The sequence below is a fragment of the Caproiciproducens sp. CPB-2 genome, assembly GCF_036287215.1.
Taxonomy (GTDB): Bacteria; Bacillota; Clostridia; order Oscillospirales; family Acutalibacteraceae; genus Caproiciproducens.
In genome coordinates this window covers 1,932,141-1,951,469 of record NZ_CP142860.1, presented here as the reverse complement: position 1 = coordinate 1,951,469, position 19,329 = coordinate 1,932,141, and the positions used below count along the sequence as shown (strand labels likewise).

The following is a 19,329-nucleotide window of genomic DNA, read 5'->3' as shown; positions in this document are numbered from 1 at the left end:
ATGTTTGTTCATCTGCATCTGCACACCGAGTACAGCCTGCTGGACGGCGCGTGCCGTATCACAGAGCTGCTGAATACCGCCGCCGGGCGGGGAGACACCGCCGTAGCGATTACCGACCACGGGGTCATGTACGGCGCGGTCGATTTTTATAAGGAAGCCAAAAAGCGCGGCATCAAGCCGATCATCGGGTGCGAGGTCTACGTCGCCCAGCGCACGCGCTTTGACAAGGTGCACGAGCTGGACTCGGAGCACCGGCATCTGGTCCTTCTCTGTGAAAACAACACCGGCTACCAGAATCTGATCGCCATGGTATCGAAGTCATGGACGGAGGGTTTTTACAGCAAGCCGCGCGTGGATTTCGACCTTTTACGGGAGCACCATGAGGGGCTCATTGCCCTTTCCGCCTGCCTTGCGGGAGAAATCCCGCGCGCCCTGACCGCGGGCGACTACAACGGAGCAAAGGAAGCCGCTCTGCGCTACCGCGATATTTTTGGGGAGGACAATTTCTATCTGGAGCTGCAGGATCACGGTCTGAGAGAGCAAAAGCGCATCAATCCGTCCATCATAAAGCTTTCGGAGGAAACGGGAATCCCGCTTATTGTGACCAACGACTGCCATTACATCAGTCAGGAAGACAATAAAATGCATCATATCCTCCTTTGTATCCAGACCAACCACACGATTGAGGATAAGGACGGTATGGAATTCGGCAGCGATCAGTTCTATTACAAGAGCGAAGAGGAAATGCGCGCCCTGTTCCCGGATCATCCGGAGGCCGCGGACAATACGGTCCGTATCGCAGAGCGGTGCAATGTGGAGTTTGAATTCGGCAAAACCAAGCTGCCGCATTTTGATACGCCGAACGGACAGGAGAACACGGCGTTTTTCCGTGACAAATGTTACGAGGGCCTTTACAGGCATTATGGAGAAGACCCCGCAAGCGAGCTGGTCGAGCGGCTGGAATATGAATTAAATACCATTGAGCATATGGGATACGTCAATTATTACCTGATCGTCTACGATTTTGTACGCTATGCGAAGGAAGCCGGTATCCCGGTGGGGCCCGGAAGAGGCTCCGGCGCGGGCAGCCTTGCGGCGTATTGTATCGGGATTACGGGAATCGATCCCATTCGGTACAACCTGTTGTTTGAGCGCTTTCTCAACCCCGAGCGCGTCAGTATGCCGGACTTTGACATCGACTTTTCCGACGAACGCCGTCAGGAAATGATCGAGTACGTCGTGCGGAAATACGGCGCTGACCATGTTGCCCAGATCGTCACCTTCGGCACCATGGCGGCGCGGGGCTCCATCCGCGATGTGGGCCGCGCCATGGCGGTTCCCTATGCGACGGTGGACGGGGTCGCGAAGCTGGTGCCGATGGAACCGAACATCACGCTGGAAAAGGCGCTCAAAGCTTCCGTCGATTTAAGGCAGCGCTACGACACTGATCCCCAGATTCATGAACTGATCGATATGGCGAGAAAGCTGGAGGGGATGCCGCGCAACGCCTCCACCCACGCCGCGGGCGTCGTTATTACGGACAGGCCGGTCGCGGAGTATGTGCCGCTTGCCAAAAACAATGATTCCGTAGTCACGCAGTATACCATGACCACGCTGGAAGAGCTCGGCCTGCTGAAAATGGACTTTCTCGGCCTGCGCAACCTCTCCGTCATCCGCGACGCGCAGGACATGATCGCCGCGCAGCGGCCGGGTTTTCAGATTGAGGACATTCCGCTTGACGATAAAAAAGTGTACGCCATGCTTTCCAGCGGCGCGACCGACGGCGTGTTCCAGTTTGAATCCGCCGGGATGCGCAGTGTCATCATGCAGCTGAGGCCGGAATACATCGAAGACTTGATCGCGGTCATTTCGCTTTACCGCCCGGGTCCGATGGAATCCATTCCGCGCTATGTCGAAAACCGCCATCATCCGGAAAAGGTTTCTTACCGCCATCCGCTGCTAAAGGATATTCTGGACGTTACCTACGGCTGTATTGTCTATCAGGAACAGGTGATGCAGATTTTCCGTACGCTGGCGGGCTATTCGCTGGGGCGCGCGGATATCGTGCGCCGTGCGATGAGCAAGAAAAAAGCCGCCGTGATGGAGAGGGAACGGGAAATCTTCCTCTACGGCCTGACTAACGAAAAGGGAGAGATTGAAGTGGACGGCTGCATCCGCCGGGGTGTGGACGAGCCGACGGCAAAAGCCATCTACGGCGAAATGGAAAGCTTCGCGTCCTACGCCTTCAACAAATCCCACGCCGCGGCCTACGCGCTGCTGAGCTATCAGACCGCCTGGCTCAAATGCTTCTATCCGCGCGAATATATGGCGGCGCTGATGACCAGCGTGCTGGACAACAACAATAAGCTGGCGGCTTACATAGCCGAGTGTATGCGCCTGGGCATCCGCGTGCTGCCGCCCAACGTCAACCAGAGCGGCGTCGGCTTTACCGTTGCGGGGAAAGACATCCGCTTCGGCCTGCTCGCCGTGAGAAATCTGGGCAGGGGATTCATTGTCAGCACCCTGCGCGACCGGAAGGAAAACGGGCAGTATACCACGTTCTACGGCTTCTGCAAGCGTATGTACGGTGAACTGAACCGGCGCGCGCTGGAAAGCCTGATCAAATGCGGGGCGCTGGACGGGCTTGGCGTCAACCGCAGGCAGATGCTGACCAGTGTCGGTAATATCATGGATCATCTCGACGACGACAAGCGCCGCAATGTGGACGGCCAGATGGGCTTTTTCGACACTCCCGCCCAGACGGCCGACGACGAGGAGTATTCCATAGCGGAAATGCCTGATTTCAGCGCCGGCGACAAGCTTTCCATGGAAAAAGAAGTGACCGGCATGTATCTTTCCGGTCATCCCATGGCAGAATATATCAATCAGTATGACGCGGTCCACGCAAGCCGCACCGGCGATATCCTTGACGACGCAAGGGAGAACGGAGGGCGCTTTCACGACGGCGATACGGTGACTCTCCTCGGGATTATTGCCGGCGTAAAAATGAAAGTGACCAAGAGTAATACCACGATGGCGTTTGTGACGTTGGAAGACATGTTCGGCTCTATGGAGGTTCTGGTTTTTCCGAAAATCCTCGCCCAGTATGCCGAGTGGATCACGGAAGGAAAAATCGTGAAAATGTTCGGCAGAATCAGTATGCGCGAAGACGAAGAGGCCAAGCTGGTCTGTGAGTCGGTCGGCCCGGCTCCCTCCCTTCACGGGGGTTCCGAAAAAAGTGCGGGAGCCGCAAAGCCCGCGCACCCGGGGCTTTACATCAAAGTGCCAGAGGAGCAGTCGGAGCTTTATGACCGGGCCAAAAAATACCTTGCCATTTTTGACGGCAGGACGCCGCTTTATATTTACTTTGTCAATACCAAAAAGCTGGTGCGGGCTCCCTTTTCCATGTATGTCAGCGTCAACGATATTTTGGTGCGGGAATTAAAAAATCTGCTCGGAGAAAAAAATGTGGCGGTTGTAAAGGAAATACAACAATAATCCATATAGCGGATACTTTTGTCCATATTCACCGGTTGATTCTTCTTCGCCTGATATACTATAATTTAGATATGGCAAAGCAACGAATTTAGGGGGTAACATCATGAATGCAAAAACAATTGCGGTTCTGACCAGCGGGGGAGATGCGCCGGGAATGAACGCAGCCGTTCGGGCGGTAGCAAGAACCGGTATTTCTTATGGAATGAGAGTCATGGGCGTACGAAGAGGCTTCAATGGCCTTTTGAACCGCGACGTCTTTGAAATGAATCTGCGCAGTGTTTCCGATATTATTCATCACGGCGGTACGGCCTTGTTTACGGCCCGCAGCCCGGAATTCAATACTCCGGACGGCGTAAAAAAGGCTGCCGACAATTGCCGTGATATGGGAATCGAGGGCATCGTGGTCATTGGCGGAGACGGTTCTTTCCGCGGTGCGCGCGACCTTACCAAGGAGGGAATTCCCTGTGTAGGCGTGCCGGGTACGATCGACAACGACATTGCCGCCAGTGAATATACCATTGGATTTGACACCGCCATGAATACGGCTGTGGAGATGGTTGACCGTCTGCGCGATACGACCGAGTCGCATGACCGCTGCAGTGTTGTAGAGGTCATGGGCAGGAAATGCGGCGATCTGGCGCTCCAGACCGGTATTGCGGTCGGTGCAACGACCATTCTTGTTCCGGAAGTTCCCTTCGATTTTCAGACGGACATCATCAACCGTATGATGTTTACCCAGAAAACGGGTAAAAAGCATTTTATCATTGTGGTGGCCGAGGGCGTCGGTGGGGTAGACAAGCTGGCAAAGGATATTGAAGAAAAAACCGGGATCGAAACCAGGGCTACGGTGCTTGGCCATGTACAGCGCGGTGGTTCGCCCACGCTCCGTGACCGTGTGGCTGGCAGCGTGATGGGATTCCATGCGGCGGATCTTCTGTATAAGGGCCGGGGCAACAGGGTCGTTGTGATGCAGAAGGGCAAGATCGTTGATTTGGATATTACGGAGGCGCTTGAGATGGAGCGCGTTTTTGACAAGAGCCTGTACGACATAGCGCTTAAGATTTCTATCTGATTAAAAATAAAAGGAGTTCCGTTTTTGTGGCGGAACTCCTTTTATTTTTGCGTATTATTTTCAGAAGAAATTTCAGCGGAAAGATTATGATGAGGGTTTTCCGAAACAACCTTTGCTGCCTGAAACAATGCGTTGAGCAAATCCGTTTCATACTGTGTGGACAGCGTATCCAGCTTGGAATAAACCTCTCCTTCATAGGTGGCGACATATTTGGGCGGGAGTCTGTTCAATGCGTAAGAAGCGATGTCCATCCGGCATTTCTCACATTTACAGCAATCCAGCTTATCGATTACCTCGTCCATTTTGGTCAAAAGCAGGGATTCCATCAGATTTTTCAGTTTTACTCCCATACAGATCTGCCTTTCCTTCAAATTGCCCGTTCATATCTATTTCATTCTATCATCATTGGAAGTATTTGTAAATGATTTTCGGAAACATGCCGTCCTCTTTTTCAAGCGCCGGAAATTTCACTGATATTTTCTTACGCCTTTGATATGTAGGTAGCGGATGGTACTGTAAAAATAGCTGCTCAGCGGCCGCATGTATGCGTCGTACGTATGGGCGGCGATGAAAATGTCCTGTGGAGTGATGCCCACAACCACGGGGGAGTGGTAAAAGTGGTTTTCGGCGTTGCCAAGCTGAACAATGTCCCCAACCTCCAGGGAACTTACGTCGACCTGCTCCGCATAAGGCCCTGCTTCCTTGTTTGCCGTAAGAAAATTAAAAAGATATTGTACTCCGCTCCACGAGGGGGTACGGTCATTGCCGCTTTTGTAGTACCAGCCGAAAACTGGGGTGTAATTCATCACCCTGCTTCCGGCATAAATGCACTGCGAGGCAAAATTGGTACAGTCGCCGCCCATTTTATCGAAATTCATGAAGGCGCGGTTCCTCAAAAGAGCCCACGTTTTGGCGTATTCGGCCACCTGTTCCCGGTTATACGGTATCTCAACCAGCATAAGGATGCACCTCTTCCAATTATGATTCTTATCAAATTTTATGATGCATCCGCCTTTGGCATGACAAAACGTTCAGCCTTTTCCGCGATACCTGATCTTGTGATAAAAATAGGAGAGAAACTGCAATGCGGTGCCGGCGCAAAGTCCGATGGCCATCCAGGTGAACAGGGATAAAAGGCCGGTCAGGTCCTCCCAGCCGCTTCTGCTCCCCAGAAATGTCCGGAACATAACGAGGTATCCCACGAAAATCCCCAGGGCGAAGACAGAGCACATGATTTTCAGCTGCATCAGATATAAAGCAGAGGAAACGGCGCCGAAAATCAGGGAAAGAATGACGTATGCGGCAATATTCTGCAGTGTGACCGGATTCCCGAGCAGATATTTTATACCGAGATAGAGCAGCGTGAAAGACAGAATGGCCACGGTGAAAAAAATAAACCAAAAATTTTTTTTGTTTTTCTTCATACAAATCCTCCTGACCGAACAAATAAAAAGGATATTTCTGTCAGGAATATGCCCGCTTTTCCGCTTGCTTAGACGCAGGGGGAAAGGGAGGTTTGTGCAGCACGAGTGGATTTTTCAGATTCAGAACCTGTAAATTTTTCTATATGGTCATAAAAAGTCATTTCTTGTATTATTATAAAATAAATGTTATAATTTACCAAACTGCAAACATGGAGATTGTGATCATGGATTTTAATGTGAATGAACTATTGAATTCTCTTTCCTATACGCTTGACTTTGTAGAAAAGGACTTAATCAGTGATGTTACCAATCACGGCAGAAGGGTTGCTTATATTGCCGCAAGAATCGGGCAGAAAATCAATTTATCCAATACGGAATTGTTTGACCTGATTTCCTATTCGCTTCTGCACGATAACGGCGTGACCAAAGCGCTGATCCAGATGGATGGCACTGAAAATTACAAAAAAGCGGAGCTCAACAGGATGCATTGTCTGGAGGGGGAAAAAAACATTGATTTTTTCCCTTTTTTTCATAAAATACCGAATGTTATTCTCTATCATCACGAGCATTATGACGGCAGCGGATTTTTCGGCATTTCCGGAAAGGAAATCCCGATGTTTTCAAGGATTATCGCTTTGGCCGATTCCGTCGCCATCTATTTTTCCGAAGGAAGAAAGCCTGCCGATATTGAAGCCCGGGTTCAGAAGTTCCCGATTTTTGATCAGATTTTCATCGATGTTTTTCTGGAGCTGAGCAGAAATATTGAATTCTGGCTGAATATGGATGACAATTTCGTGTTCCAGGCGCTGCGCATAGTTACCCCCACCGTCCACAGGGAGTTCAGCTATCAGGAAATGCGCACGGTTTCCAGAATATTCAGCAATATTATTGACGCGAAGTCACCGTTTACCGGTTCGCATTCACGCGGGATCAGTGAGAAGACCGGGATTCTGTGCGATTATTATGAATTTGACAGAGAGACCTATTGGAAAATGCGGATTGCCGCTGATCTGCACGATTTGGGAAAGCTGATGATACCCAATGAAATTCTGGACAAACCCGGTACTCTGGATGCGAATGAGATTGCGGTCATACAGTCCCATCCGTTTTATACCCGCAAAACGCTGGAAGAAATCACAGGATTTGAAGAGATCGCCGACTGGGCGGCCAACCATCATGAAAAGCTGAACGGGAAAGGGTACCCGTATGGATTTGACGGGAACAGGCTTGATTTTCATTCCCGGCTTCTGTGCTGTGTGGATATCTATCAGGCCCTGACGGAAAACAGGCCGTACCGTCCGGCTATGCCGCACAGCAGGGCGATTGCGCTGATGCGGAACATGTCGGAGCACGGCCTGATTGACGCTTCCATTGTAGAAGATATCGATTCCATTTTTGAATCGGCCTGCGCGACCGCTTAACTTCCGATATGCATCATCGCGTCCAGAAGCCTTTGGGTTTTCAATGCTTCCTCGCCGTTTACCAGCGGCTGGGTATTTCCTTCAATGGAATTGATAAAATGGAGAATGGCCCCTTCAAATCCCTTGCGCTTTAAAATGGTTTCCCAGGCCGGAGGAGTTTCCGTTTCCGTTTTCCCCCCGGTTTCGGTTTCAAAAGTATCCATATCCCTGACCCGCACGAGTGTCCCTTCGGTGAGAACCTCGATCCTTTCCAGATTGGTACCGGCTTTCCGGTGCATGTCCAGAAATACGGCACAGCCGTTTTCCGCCTTATATTGGTGCTGGGCAAAAATCAGTTCTTGATTTTCATTCACCCTGACGGAGCCGCCGATCTGACTGCCGCTCTCAGGCTCGGCGAACCAGCGTGCGGTGTCTGCCAGATGAATATAGTCGTCCAGCATCGTGATTCTATAATTTTCGGGCCGGATGGAGTCCGCCCGGTGCTTTTCCAGCCGAATCAGCGCCGTTCCGGCGCCCGTCAGATTTTTTGTCCGGACATACATCGGTGCAAATCTGCGGTTGAACCCGACCATCAGCTTTCTGCCGTATCGCAGGCTGAGCTCCGCGAGCTGTTCCGCTTCGTCGGAGGTAGCCGCAAGCGGTTTGTCTACATACACGTCCTTGCCGTGCTTCAAAGCCTCTGAAACGATTTCATAGTGGGACTTTGTCGGCGAAGATACGAATATGGCGTCCGTTTCCCCCAGCAAATCCATCAGACCGGGAAACGCTTTGATCCGGTACATGCCGCACAGCTGGCTCCTTTTCCATTCCGTAGGGCTGTATCCCCCGACAAAAGTCCAGTTCTTTTCAGCCGAAAGAAACGGGAGATAAACCTTCTGCGCTATATTTCCAAGTCCGATCATTCCAACACGAATTTTTGACATGGCGGCGGCCTCCTGATATTTGTTTTTTTCATTTTATCATAGTGCAAAAACGATATCAATGACGCGTTAAGGCATCAACGGCAGTCTGCAGACAGAAAAAGACCTCCGGCTTCTGAAACCAGGTGTGGCTTTTAAGCCGCATCTGGTTCAACCAAGCGGAGGCAGTTATTGGGAACGGACGTGCCGTCCATTCAGTCCATACTATCGATTTCTTCCTGGAGTTCGTCTATGAAAACTTCAATCTTATCCATGCGGGTATGGTCCTTCTGTTTTTCAGCCTGCTGATAGCAAACCTTGTATACCACTAATTTGCTTTTCAGCATTGCTTTTTTCTTTGTATTCAATAGAGCACCTCCTGAATGTATTTCTTTTATTATAACATAGAAATATAAATCCATAGTGTGATTGAAGAAAGAGAAATATTGACAAAAAAGTACGCCGTAAACGGCGTACTTCAGCAATCGGCATTCTTCAGTTATCTTTGCCTAAAAAAGCATTCGCTACAGTAAACCGGACGGCCGTCCCTGGGACGGAAAGAAAATGTTATTGTACGACAGTAACATTCGCAGCTTTCAATTTCCCGTTGCGAGGATCTGTCTCGGTGTCAAAAGTAACTTTCTGGCCTTCCGTTAAAGATTTATATCCCTGACCGGTAATTGCGGAAAAATGGACAAACACATCGTCCCCGCCGTCGTCGTTGGAAATAAACCCAAATCCTTTATCCTGATTAAACCATTTTACCGTACCTTTATTCATAAAAAGCACCTCCAAATATATTATATCCGCATGTAAAATAAAAAACCGCACATTTATGTAAATCATTAAACGGTCAATGACTTACATAAATATGCGAGTTCCATTGGTACATTTAGAATACATATCTATTATAGCACAAAAACAGCAGAAGTCAAGCGCAGCCAACGATTATTTAGAAATTTTAATGTATTTCTATTCCTGCGGCCTCTGAAAAAGCAGCAGAGGGTTACCCCTCTGCGACAATGGAGTCCAGGCACTTAATCAAATCCTGAATGGAATTGATTTTGACATCTCTCTTCATAATTTCTTCTTTCAGATCCTTTGACAGGGAGTCGAACTTGCTTTTTATTGCGGGCCCTATATCAGCCATATTATCACCTCGCGAGTAGGATTCCCTTTCCTCTGTAAAAAATACAGCCGTCCCGGATTCCGGGACGGCTTTTTCAGTTTGGCTGGCTCCGGTCGTTCCGAAGAAAATCTTGATAAGAATTCTCTTCGTCACTGTCGTCTTTTTCTGCCTCTTTTTCGTTGTACTCCATAAAATCATAGTCGCCGGCTTCAAACGGATCATTTTTGTCGTTTTTATTCCAGCCGCAATACGGAATATTCATAAAAATCAATCACCTCAGGATTAATTTTTACGAAACCGCTTGATTTATGAATGGAAATTTATTTTGAGCGCGGTGTGTTGCCCCCGCTTTGCTTTTTAATGTCCCCGCTGGCGTCCCGGCCTGCCGGGAGTATGAGGCGGTCCCGGCGGATGGGGCGGTCCCGGTGGATGGGGCGGTCCCGGTGGATGGGGCGGCCCCGGCGGATGGGGTGGCCTTGGCGGACGGGGAGGCCCCGGCGGATGAGGCGGCCTTGGCGGACGCCTTCTGGGCTGGAACCACCACCAGAAGGGGAAGAATCCTCTTGCCATACTGATTACACCTCCTTACTCTCTATAATATGCAGCTGACAGAGTTAAGAAGGTTCCAACGTAAAATAAAAGCGGCCCATACCGTATCACCGGTGTGAGCCGCCTGTACCGCCTGTTTTCAGACGGACAAAAAAGAGGGAAATGAAAAAGAGTATATGTGAATCCCCATAGGGGAACCTGCTGTTAGTCTGCCTGCCTGTCGGTTCGGTATTCCGTCTGTGCCGACAGGCGTACGGCAGTAATCATAATATCTTTATACAAAGGAGGAGCAAAAACCTTTTCGGAACAATGAAAAGTATACCGTTCGCTTATGTCTGCGAGGTGAAGCAGCTTTTAAAATTCTGAGAAATTAATGTTAACAAATTAAAAACATGGAAATATGTGGTTTCGAATAAAAAACCGGCTTATTTCCGATTGCCGTCGTTGTTTTTCGTGTTTGGCGGGGTAAGCTCCTTGGAAAATTCCGCCGAAAGATTTTCCTGAAAGTCCTTTTTAACCGCGTTTCCATGGGAAAGCTCCGAATGCTTCGAAAGAGAATACAGTCTGACTGCGACATAGCACAGCGAATAAAAAATGACCATAAAAATTCCCGCCATCAGCCCGGACGCCTGTCCGGGAACGAAGGGCATACTGACCATAATCACGATCAGGGCGATCAGGACAAGCAGGGAGGTATAGGGATATCCCTTTACATGGCATTTCCCGTCCGGCGGACAGCCGTGCTGTTTGCGAAAACGGATATGGGTCGCCATGATGAGCGTATAGGTAAAGAGCAGGGCAAAGCCGCCGGAGCTGATTAGAAACAGGTAAACTCTCGGAAACAGCAGGCCGAGTCCCAGCCCCACCAGCATGGAAAAACCTGAAAACAGGATTCCGCGGCGGGGAACATCGTTCTGATCCTTCAGCCAGATGGGGGCAAGGCCCTCCTCCGCGAGCGAACGCATCATCCGTCCAAGACCGAACATGGCCGCCAGCATGGTGGACAGGATGGCAGTCACCAGCACCAGATTCATGGCGGTGCCGGCCCATCCGATTCCGCTTCTGTTCAGGGCGGCGACCAGAGGACTCGTCTCTTCGTTAATATCGGCGGTCGGAATCAGGGGGAGAAGCACGGCGACGGAAAGAATGTAAAATCCGACCAAACAGAGCACCGTATCATTGATTGCTTTCGGAACGGTTTCCTGCGGATTGTCCGCTTCCGAAGAAGCGAGGCCGATAATCTCAAAACCCGCATAGGCGAACATGACAATCAGCATGCTTCCGGCAATCCCTTTGATTCCTCCCGGCATCAGGGGTTCCTTCCTAAGCGCTCCCGTACCGATCGCCGGGCTTCCGGGGAAGAGTCCGGCAATCAGCAGAGCGGCGATTACCACAAAGGAAACGATCGCCAGCAGCTTGATCGCCGCCAGTCCGCTTTCCAGCCTGCTGAGTTTATCCGCACCCAGGAGGTTCAGGGAGGTTACAATAATAATGATCAGGCTTCCGAACAGCGGGATGGAAAGATTCGGTACCCATTCCCTGACAAGGATGGACACGGCGGTGGCTTCGCTGGACATGGCGAGAATCATTCCCGTCCAGTACACCCATCCCACGACAAACCCTGTGCCCTGCCCGTACGCCTGGGCCGCAAAGGTGCGGAAGGAACCCGCGTCGGGATTGGCGACGGTCATTTCGGACAGTGCGAACAGGATAAAGTAAACCAGAAACCCGGCTAAAATGTAAGACAGTAAAATCGACGGGCCCGCGGCGTGAATTGCCACCGACGAGCCAAGAAAGAAGGAACCTCCTATGACCGTTCCCAGCGCCATCATGGTAAGCTGCCATGCGGACAGTCCCTTTTCTTTTTTCTTCATAATCCCAGCTCCGTACATAAAATCTCTCTGTTGCTTCGCAACAAAGATAGTATGTCCGGATTTTTCCTGATCCGGGCTGTCAGCTTTTTCCTCGGCGCACGATGAACTTCTGTCCATACAGCGGAATTAAAATAAAGGAAGGGCTGAAATCCGGTGGATTTCAGCCCCTGCAGGTTATTTGATATTTTTTTTGTAAATGATGTACAGACCCTTTAAAGTCAGGTCGTTGTCCCAGATGATTTTGCGCTTGCAGTAGGGAACAATATGGTGCGCAAGCCCGCCCGTAGCCACGACGGTCACGTGCTGGTGCAATTCTTCCTCAATGCGGTCGATCACCCCGTCCAGCATGGCGGCATTTCCGAAGATAGCGCCGCTTTTCATACAGTCCACAGTATTTGTTCCCGTGATTTTCTTCGGCGCCTCTAAACTGATGTGCGGAAGCTGCGCGGTTTCTCTGGAAAGCGCTTCCATGGCGACGCGTACGCCGGGCATAATCATGCCGCCGATGTAGTTTCCACGCGTGTCTAAAACAGAGAGAGTCGTGGCGGTGCCCATATCGAAAATAATGGCGGGCTTTGGATACCCGGCGTAGGCGGCTACCGCGTCCACCACAAGGTCGCTGCCGAGCTGCGCCGGATTGTCGATCAGAATATTCAGCCCGGTCTTTACGCCGGAACCGACAATCAGAGAGACTTTCCCTGTCAATTTTTCAATCGCGTCCTGTAAAACCACAGAAAGCTCCGGGACAACCGAGGAAATGATTCCGCCCTCTATTTTTGAGAAGGGACAGCGGTTTACCATAAAAAGGCTCTGCACCAGAATCGCGTATTCGTCGCTTGTCTTTGCACGGTCCGTGGCAAAGCGGGCGGTAAAGTAGATTTTATCGTCATCCATACAGCCCAGGACGGTATTCGTATTCCCAACGTCAACGGCGAGAATCATAAACAATCACCTGCTTATTTTCTATTCGGAAGATTCTTTTTTCCGCAGCTTCAGCAGCGGCTTGCATACCGCAACGGTAATCAGGGCGGCCACAAGAGCCTCCGGAACGCCGTTTGTTCCGACAATGCCGAGCACGACGCCGATTACCGCACTGACCGGAATGGATTTGGCGGTCGCATAGGCTTCTTTAAACAGAAAATAAATCAGGCTCATTACCAGCGCGGTGTTGGTGAGAGCTCCTGAAATTCCGCCAAGCGTAAGGGAAAGATATTGTCCCTTGGAGCTGTTCTTTGAAAGCTTCTGCGCAAACTGATACACATAATACGGCACAACGCCCACCAGAATGCGGGGAATGAAGCAGATCACGAGGGCCAGAGGGCTGCCGTGCGCGGTTCCCGGGACGGGAATGAAGGGACAGAACGCGAAAGAGAGCACGGACGGGGTCGTGTAGTTGCTGAGCAGGCTTGTCAGGCCAAAAATACCGCCCAGAATCGCCCCGCGTTTCGGCCCCAGTATAATCGAGCCGATGATGACCGGGATGTGGATGATGGTGGCTTTGATAATCACCAGATTGATAAAACCAATCGGTGTGAAAGCCAGCACGAGAATGATGGCGGCGAACAGCGCCGTCAGGACAAAGTTCCCATACTTTGCGGATTGTTTATTCACTTTTTATTACCTCCTGCTGCTGTTCCTTTGTTGGATACAGCGCAAATTTCCTGTTTATTATATCAGTCTGTGGGAAAAAGTCAATCGCTTTATCCAATCTGAGGAAACGCCTGACAAAAAAAGCCGCCGATGAATCAAAAAATCAACGGCGGCGGAAAAGCAAAACGGTTAGCGGCGGCCGCGCGGACGCATCCACCTGCGCGAAGAACGCGAGTATGGAATCCTCAGACGACGGGGAGGGAACCACCACCAGATATAAGGTAATCTTAACATAATACACACCTCGGTATTATGATATGCAAGGATGCTGAGGTGTGGGATCGTTTTCGATTTTCTTTATTCGTGCTGCAGACCGTTGTTTTCTTCATTTTCCGGTTTCGGAATATGGTAAATTTCCGTGTAGGATTCGGCTTCCCCTTCGGACACCGGAGGAGTCTGTATCAGGCCGGTGCATTCCGTCGAGGAGATGACGTTGTCCGTATAGAAAAAGGAATCCTGATCGTTCAGCTTTAATTTGCGTTTTTGTATATCGCTCATTTGATTGTCCTCCTTAATTTTGATCCTATCTTAGTTTATCCAAATCACAGAATTTATTGCATAATAAATGCACCCCTGATCGATTTCAGACTTTGGGGTGCATTTTATGGGACGGCTGCGCGTTACATACTGCCGTGGTTGGGCTGGGAAATATTTTTTAAGGTTTCTTCGGCATTGTCCTGCAGGGTGGGCTCAAGGGAGATATCACCCAGCGCGACTATCCCGATCAGGCTGTTGTGGTCCACAATGGGCAGCCGGCGGATCTGCTTTTCACTCATAATTCTGGCGGCGTCATGGACATCCATATCGGGGCTCCCGACGACCGGATCGGAGCTCATGATATCCCTGACCGTCTGTTTCGCGTTTCCGCCGTTCGCCGTCGCCCGCAGGGCGATATCCCGGTCGGTGACGATGCCGACGACCTTGTCCTGACTGCATACGGGGATGGAACCCACATCGTATTGCTTCATCAACTGCGCGGCCCTTTCGATGGAATCATTTGAATCCAGGCTCGCAATTTTTGTTGACATAATTTCTTTTACTTTCATAATCCTCACCTCAGCGTTAGGTTTCCCTTTGACGGATGGAATTATTAGCGTTTCAATAAATTTCATGCATTAAAGTTGGCCTGAATGTTTTGCCTGCGTTTGAAATATCCTCGCCAAAATTGCTTTTGAACAGATTCCTATTGCGAAATACAGCGGCAGCCCATAATAGCTTTTCCAGGTAATCATTTGATAGATGCCGCTCCAAACAAAAAGCGGCTCAAGGACGAAACATGAGATCACGGACATGATTATCGAGGCGATCGTGAAGCTTTTCCATGTCCTGAAATGTTGATAGATAACAGAGTAGATCAAAGGCAGGCTTGCCAGGTCGATCGCCGCTATGGGAGGAAAGAGCGGAAATATCTCCACGGGATAATCCCAGAGGGTCATTTCCTCTCCCAACTCGTCCAGAATCAGAATCATCACGGTTACGATACCCGCATACAAAACAATCTCATTCAACCTGGATTTATCGACCGTTTTCCACCAGACAACGACGGACAATAGAAACACCAGCAGCAGCAGCCACCACCTGAAACGCAGCAGCTCGGTCTGCAGCCATTCTTCAAAGCGTGCGGAAGTCAATTTCCATTGAATGTCGGCATTTGCCAGCATATTATTCGGTATCAATTGCATTCGCTCCTTAATTTTGATTCGCCGGGACACCGATCTGATTTTTTTCCCTGATCGCGTAAATTTTCTTTACCGCTGTTTTTATGCCGATTGCCGCTGTCGTATAAATCGGGAAACTGAAATAATATTGCCAGTGAATCAGATCGTAGAATCCTCCCCAGGTCAGGAGCGGCTCAAACAGAAAACAGATTGCAGCCGATGTTATGATCACTGCGTACACAAATCTTTTGCCCTTGCCGAAGCGCTGATAAACCTGTGAATAAATCAGAGGAAAACTTATTAAATTAACGGAAGATAACGGCGGGAATATGGGGATAAGGTCGGTCGGATAATCCCATAACGTCAATTCTTCTCCGTATTCGTTAACGGCCATAAAGACGATAGCGGACAAAATCGCGAACAGGCAGATTTCCGGCGCTCTCGATTTATCGAGCATCACCCACCAGATCAATGCAAGGATTACAAGAAAAACAATCAAAAACCACCATTTAAAATGGAATACGTCTTCCCGCAGCCATTCTTTCATGTGAAGATCCGTCAGTTCCCTTTGAATGTCTACGCTTTTTGGGATAGCAAACTCTTTCGCAAACATTGGTTTTCTCCTTATTTATATATTCCGTTATAAATCTGTTAAAGGAATTTTAAAATAGAATACTCCTCCGGCCACCAATGAAAACAGTATTACCCATGCCCATATCGGATGTTTATAGTGCATCCGCAGCAATGGGAATACTCCAATGTAAAGCAAAACGGACCACCAGAGATTCCATCCATTGTAATATTGTATCTCTCCATGAATATAAAGTGCAATTTCGACAAACGACATCATGGCAATAAATGCACATAAATACGCGATCTGCTTCATTTTTCCCTTGGGATATTTTGATAAAAACAGGATTACCACACAGGGGAAAATCAGAAAGCCGAACAGATAATCGGCTAATCGGTCGATCGACGTTGAGCCATAGTAGAGCCACAAAGGTTTTTTGCAGGTGATAATGTCTTCCGTGAGATTTCCAATAATATAAAAAAGCATTGTCGGGTAATACAGTTTCCAGTTCTTCCAATCGCTCCACTTATAGCAAAGTCCTAAAAATACGATTTGCATGATGGCAAGCGTCAAAATTTTACACGTCCTCACAAATTGGAATTTTTATAGTACTTTACAGCATTTCCCAGTTGTTTCTGCAACAAGGTTGCGTTCCTCCCCCCGCCGAAGGCGGGGGGAGGAACGCGTTTTGTCTCGCAACTGAAATGGAATTGCTGTAGATAGTTTGTTCCTGTATTTTTGCTGTTTAAGAAATGCAATTTAATAGAAAGGGACGCTTCCTATAATTTCTCCAGCCGTCCCATTTTCTATACAACAAAAATAAATAAGGCGGATTTTCACGGCGGAGAAATCTATTTTCATAGATGATAGAATGACAAAACACCCCCCGCTGTAGGAAATCAGCTACAGCAGGGGGTGTTGCTATACGAGAGAAAGCAGTTTTTTACCAAATTCTGTTTATTTCCGCTTGACGGCGCAGTTCCTCGCGAAAGTCCGGATGCGCAATGTTGATGAGCGCTTCGACGCGGCGGCTTACATTCAGCCCGCGCAGCCAAGCAATGCCGTATTCCGTCACCACGTAGTCCGTGTCGTTGCGGGATGTGGTGACAGCCGAGCCCTTCTTCAAAAACGGCACAATCTTTGAATGAAGGACCTCTTTGCCGTTTTCATCCTTGGTGGTATAGGTGGAGTGCATGGCGATAATCGACTTGCCGCCGGGAGACATCTGCGCGCCCTGCACGGTTTCCGACTGTCCGCCCGTGCCGGACCACTGGGTGTGGCCGACCGTTTCCGAAGCGCATTGGCCGGTAAGGTCAACCTCCAGCGTGGCGTTCACCGAAACAAATTTGTTGTTTTTCCCAATGGTGTACGGGTCATTGGTAAAGGTGCAGGATTTGAACAAAACAGAGGGATTGCTGTCGATGTAGTCGTACAGCCTCTGGCTGCCCATTGTGAAAGAGCAGACCGAGTAGCCGTTGAGCAGACCCTTTTGGGAATTGTCCACTGCGCCGCATTCAATCAAATCCACCATGGTTTCTGTAAACATTTCCGTGTGGATTCCCAAGTGGTGCTTACTTTTCAGCTCCGTTGCCACCGCATTCGGGATATTGCCGATTCCCAGCTGAATCGTGGAGCCGTCCTCGATCAGCGAGGCGATATATCTGCCGATTGCCGCATCCGTTTCGGTATAGCGAGCCAGCTTGCTTTTGGAGATGGGTCGGTCGGATTCCACAACTGCCGCAACCTCGGAAATGTGGACCTGTGTGTCGCCGAAGGTGCGGGGATAATTGGGGTTCACCTCCACAATGGCAAGCGCTCCCTTATCGATCAGGTCCCGCTCATAAATCGCGCTGACGGACAGGGACATATAGCCGTGCCGGTCCATGGGGGATACCGTGGCCAGCACCACGGGGCGTCGGTTTTCATAAGCGATGCGGTCAAGGGTTTTGCGCAGAATAGAGGTGGAGCTCTGGGGCACGTGGCTCACCAGTTTTTTGGTCTGTGCGTCGCGCAGACCGGCATTGAAAAACCAGCCGTTATGCGCCATGACCCCCTTCATTTCTGGATCCTTGAACGCCTCGTAATACTTTAGGGGCAGGCAGGTGTTCAGGACCGTATTTTTTACGCCGGTCTCTTTAAGATGCTGCAATTTTTCAAGAATCGCCTCGGGCTCCCCGGCCGCTTGGGCGGAAAACATATAGTCGTTGTCCTGTATTAATTCCAGTGCCTGTTCGGCGGTCATTTTTTTCTCACGGTATATTTCTTCAAATGATTTCATGAAAATTTCCTTTCTATATTATTTACTGCTTCTTTTCCTTTGCCGTGCGCCCTGTTTCCGGAAGAAGGAACGATCCGAGGAAGAAGGTTGCGCTCATCACCAGCGCAATGGTCAGTCCGGCCGAATACCCGGATTTGTCGATCACAATGCCGATCAGATAGAACACCACCGATTCGATTATATAGGACAGCGCCCAGAACAGCCCCATAATGGTCGTCAGCTTTGCGGGGGACATGTTCGGCAATTCCTGCGGAATCATTACGAGGGAGGTGACCGGCAGGAACATCAGCACGCCGATGGCGAAGGCGGCGATCATCGAAAGCATACCGTTTTTCGTGTTGAACATCAGCACGCCGAACAAGGTCATGGCAAGACCGCTCCAACGGATCACAGGCAGGCGCTTGAAGTATACCTTGGACAGCATAATCGCAAGAATGGAGCCGGCGACGCCGCCGACCGCCACCAGGGTGCTGAGTGTTTTAGAGTTGATTGCGGTTACGCCGGAAATCGGGAAAATATTGAGCAGCACAATGTAGAAGGTAAGTAATCCGGAATAGGTAAGCGGCAGCAACCAGTTGATTTTTTCCCTGATCGCATCCCCTATGGTATATTTCTCCGTGTCCGCACCGGATGAACGGTTCAGCTCAAAGTCCTGTCCCAAAACCGGCCATATGATAAACAATACGGCACTGATTGCCGCGAAAAACGCCATGCTGTACTGCCAGGTCTGCATCCAGCGGATGACCGGGCCGACGATCAGCATTGCGATGATTCCCCCGACATTGTAGGCCACGTTATTGAGCGCATTGACTGTCGGGCGCTTCTCAGGGGTAAAAAAGTGAATGACAACAGGGCTGAAATAAACTACGTACAACGCGCCGCCAAACCCCATAAGGAAGCGGCCCAAAATGAAAATCCAATACTGCGGCGCCAGCACAGCCAGCGCGCTGCCCGCGACAATCAGCCCGGAACCCAAGCCGATCGCCTTTTTAGGCAGTAGTTTGACAAGAATTCCGGCAGCCATGAAGTTACCGATGATTTTTGCGATGGTAATAGCGTTGGAAATGAAGGTTGCTGAAGCAAATGACTGCAGATTGAAATATTTCATGATCTGCGGTGTCAGCGTGCTGCCTGCCACCCAGTTTACAGCGAAAAACACGTATGTGAAAAACATCACCGTTTCAATCAGTATGGCTCTGACGGAAGATACTTTTCTCTCTTGCTCTTGCACAAATACCTCTCCTCTCGCTTGCATACAGCCGCATGCAAGCAGTTGTTCAATTTCGTCTGCTTTGGCCAAAGCATT

General features: G+C 49.8%; 21 protein-coding genes. 3 read left to right on the top strand and 18 right to left on the bottom strand.

Annotation, left to right across the window (positions count from 1 at the left end; translation table 11 throughout):
* Together VXK30_RS09720 and pfkA are read left to right on the top strand one after the other, a co-directional pair.
* On the top strand, window positions 1-3,498 hold the full coding sequence (locus VXK30_RS09720) for a DNA polymerase III subunit alpha (RefSeq protein ID WP_275717120.1): 3,498 nt from the start codon (window positions 1-3) through the stop codon (window positions 3,496-3,498).
* A gap of 103 nt (window positions 3,499-3,601) precedes the next feature.
* The gene (gene pfkA / locus VXK30_RS09715; RefSeq protein ID WP_275717122.1) at window positions 3,602-4,570 is read left to right on the top strand and encodes a 6-phosphofructokinase; all 969 of its coding nucleotides are present in this window, start codon (window positions 3,602-3,604) and stop codon (window positions 4,568-4,570) included.
* A gap of 41 nt (window positions 4,571-4,611) precedes the next feature.
* Here pfkA and VXK30_RS09710 read toward each other — a convergent pair whose 3' ends face one another.
* The 3 genes from VXK30_RS09710 to VXK30_RS09700 all read right to left on the bottom strand — a co-directional run bounded on the left by VXK30_RS09710 (window position 4,612) and on the right by VXK30_RS09700 (window position 5,994).
* Window positions 4,612-4,920, bottom strand: a complete 309-nt coding sequence (locus VXK30_RS09710) for a late competence development ComFB family protein (RefSeq protein WP_275717124.1) — start codon at window positions 4,918-4,920, stop codon at window positions 4,612-4,614.
* A gap of 117 nt (window positions 4,921-5,037) precedes the next feature.
* On the bottom strand, window positions 5,038-5,529 hold the full coding sequence (locus VXK30_RS09705) for an amidase domain-containing protein (RefSeq protein WP_275717126.1): 492 nt from the start codon (window positions 5,527-5,529) through the stop codon (window positions 5,038-5,040).
* Window positions 5,530-5,601: 72 nt separating this feature from the next.
* The gene (locus tag VXK30_RS09700; protein ID WP_275717128.1) at window positions 5,602-5,994 is read right to left on the bottom strand and encodes a hypothetical protein; all 393 of its coding nucleotides are present in this window, start codon (window positions 5,992-5,994) and stop codon (window positions 5,602-5,604) included.
* Between the two features lie 224 nt (window positions 5,995-6,218).
* Here VXK30_RS09700 and VXK30_RS09695 point away from each other — a divergent pair, with 224 nt between their 5' ends.
* A complete protein-coding gene (locus tag VXK30_RS09695) occupies window positions 6,219-7,415 on the top strand; it encodes an HD-GYP domain-containing protein (RefSeq protein ID WP_275717130.1) in 1,197 nt (398 codons plus the stop codon).
* On the opposite strand, the gene VXK30_RS09690 is transcribed toward VXK30_RS09695, so the two are convergent.
* The 15 genes from VXK30_RS09690 to VXK30_RS09620 form a co-directional block, all read right to left on the bottom strand.
* Window positions 7,412-8,338 carry a Gfo/Idh/MocA family protein gene (locus VXK30_RS09690; protein WP_275717132.1) on the bottom strand — a complete coding sequence of 309 codons (927 nt, stop codon included), beginning with the start codon at window positions 8,336-8,338 and terminating at the stop codon, window positions 7,412-7,414. The two genes, VXK30_RS09695 and VXK30_RS09690, sit on opposite strands and share 4 nt — an antisense overlap.
* Window positions 8,339-8,529: 191 nt before the next feature.
* Window positions 8,530-8,682, bottom strand: a complete 153-nt coding sequence (locus VXK30_RS09685; protein ID WP_275717134.1) for a hypothetical protein — start codon at window positions 8,680-8,682, stop codon at window positions 8,530-8,532.
* 199 nt (window positions 8,683-8,881) lie between these two features.
* Window positions 8,882-9,094: a cold-shock protein gene (locus tag VXK30_RS09680; RefSeq protein WP_275717135.1), complete on the bottom strand. Its 213-nt coding sequence runs from the start codon at window positions 9,092-9,094 to the stop codon at window positions 8,882-8,884.
* A 226-nt stretch (window positions 9,095-9,320) separates the two neighbouring features.
* Complete coding sequence (locus tag VXK30_RS09675) at window positions 9,321-9,464, bottom strand: hypothetical protein (RefSeq protein WP_275717137.1); 144 nt, start codon at window positions 9,462-9,464, stop codon at window positions 9,321-9,323.
* Window positions 9,465-9,537: 73 nt separating this feature from the next.
* Window positions 9,538-9,705 (bottom strand): hypothetical protein, encoded by a 168-nt coding sequence (locus tag VXK30_RS09670; RefSeq protein WP_275717139.1) that lies wholly within the window; start codon window positions 9,703-9,705, stop codon window positions 9,538-9,540.
* A gap of 712 nt (window positions 9,706-10,417) precedes the next feature.
* A complete protein-coding gene (locus VXK30_RS09665; protein ID WP_275717141.1) occupies window positions 10,418-11,866 on the bottom strand; it encodes an amino acid permease in 1,449 nt (482 codons plus the stop codon).
* 174 nt (window positions 11,867-12,040) lie between these two features.
* Entirely contained in the window at window positions 12,041-12,808 is a 768-nt protein-coding gene (locus VXK30_RS09660) for a type III pantothenate kinase (protein WP_275717143.1), read from the bottom strand.
* A gap of 21 nt (window positions 12,809-12,829) precedes the next feature.
* Entirely contained in the window at window positions 12,830-13,477 is a 648-nt protein-coding gene (locus VXK30_RS09655; RefSeq protein ID WP_275717145.1) for an ECF transporter S component, read from the bottom strand.
* Between the two features lie 336 nt (window positions 13,478-13,813).
* Entirely contained in the window at window positions 13,814-14,014 is a 201-nt protein-coding gene (locus VXK30_RS09650) for a hypothetical protein (RefSeq protein ID WP_038324376.1), read from the bottom strand.
* 122 nt (window positions 14,015-14,136) lie between these two features.
* Window positions 14,137-14,562, bottom strand: coding sequence for a CBS domain-containing protein (locus VXK30_RS09645; RefSeq protein WP_275717148.1), 426 nt, complete (start codon window positions 14,560-14,562; stop codon window positions 14,137-14,139).
* Window positions 14,563-14,631: 69 nt separating this feature from the next.
* Complete coding sequence (locus VXK30_RS09640) at window positions 14,632-15,192, bottom strand: CBO0543 family protein (RefSeq protein WP_275717150.1); 561 nt, start codon at window positions 15,190-15,192, stop codon at window positions 14,632-14,634.
* 13 nt (window positions 15,193-15,205) lie between these two features.
* Window positions 15,206-15,787 (bottom strand): CBO0543 family protein, encoded by a 582-nt coding sequence (locus VXK30_RS09635; RefSeq protein ID WP_275717152.1) that lies wholly within the window; start codon window positions 15,785-15,787, stop codon window positions 15,206-15,208.
* Window positions 15,788-15,814: 27 nt separating this feature from the next.
* Window positions 15,815-16,318, bottom strand: coding sequence for a CBO0543 family protein (locus tag VXK30_RS09630; RefSeq protein ID WP_275717154.1), 504 nt, complete (start codon window positions 16,316-16,318; stop codon window positions 15,815-15,817).
* A gap of 370 nt (window positions 16,319-16,688) precedes the next feature.
* The gene (locus VXK30_RS09625) at window positions 16,689-18,023 is read right to left on the bottom strand and encodes an acetyl-CoA hydrolase/transferase family protein (protein ID WP_275717156.1); all 1,335 of its coding nucleotides are present in this window, start codon (window positions 18,021-18,023) and stop codon (window positions 16,689-16,691) included.
* 22 nt (window positions 18,024-18,045) lie between these two features.
* Window positions 18,046-19,254 carry an MFS transporter gene (locus VXK30_RS09620; RefSeq protein ID WP_275717158.1) on the bottom strand — a complete coding sequence of 403 codons (1,209 nt, stop codon included), beginning with the start codon at window positions 19,252-19,254 and terminating at the stop codon, window positions 18,046-18,048.
* Between the last annotated feature and the right edge of the window lie 75 nt (window positions 19,255-19,329).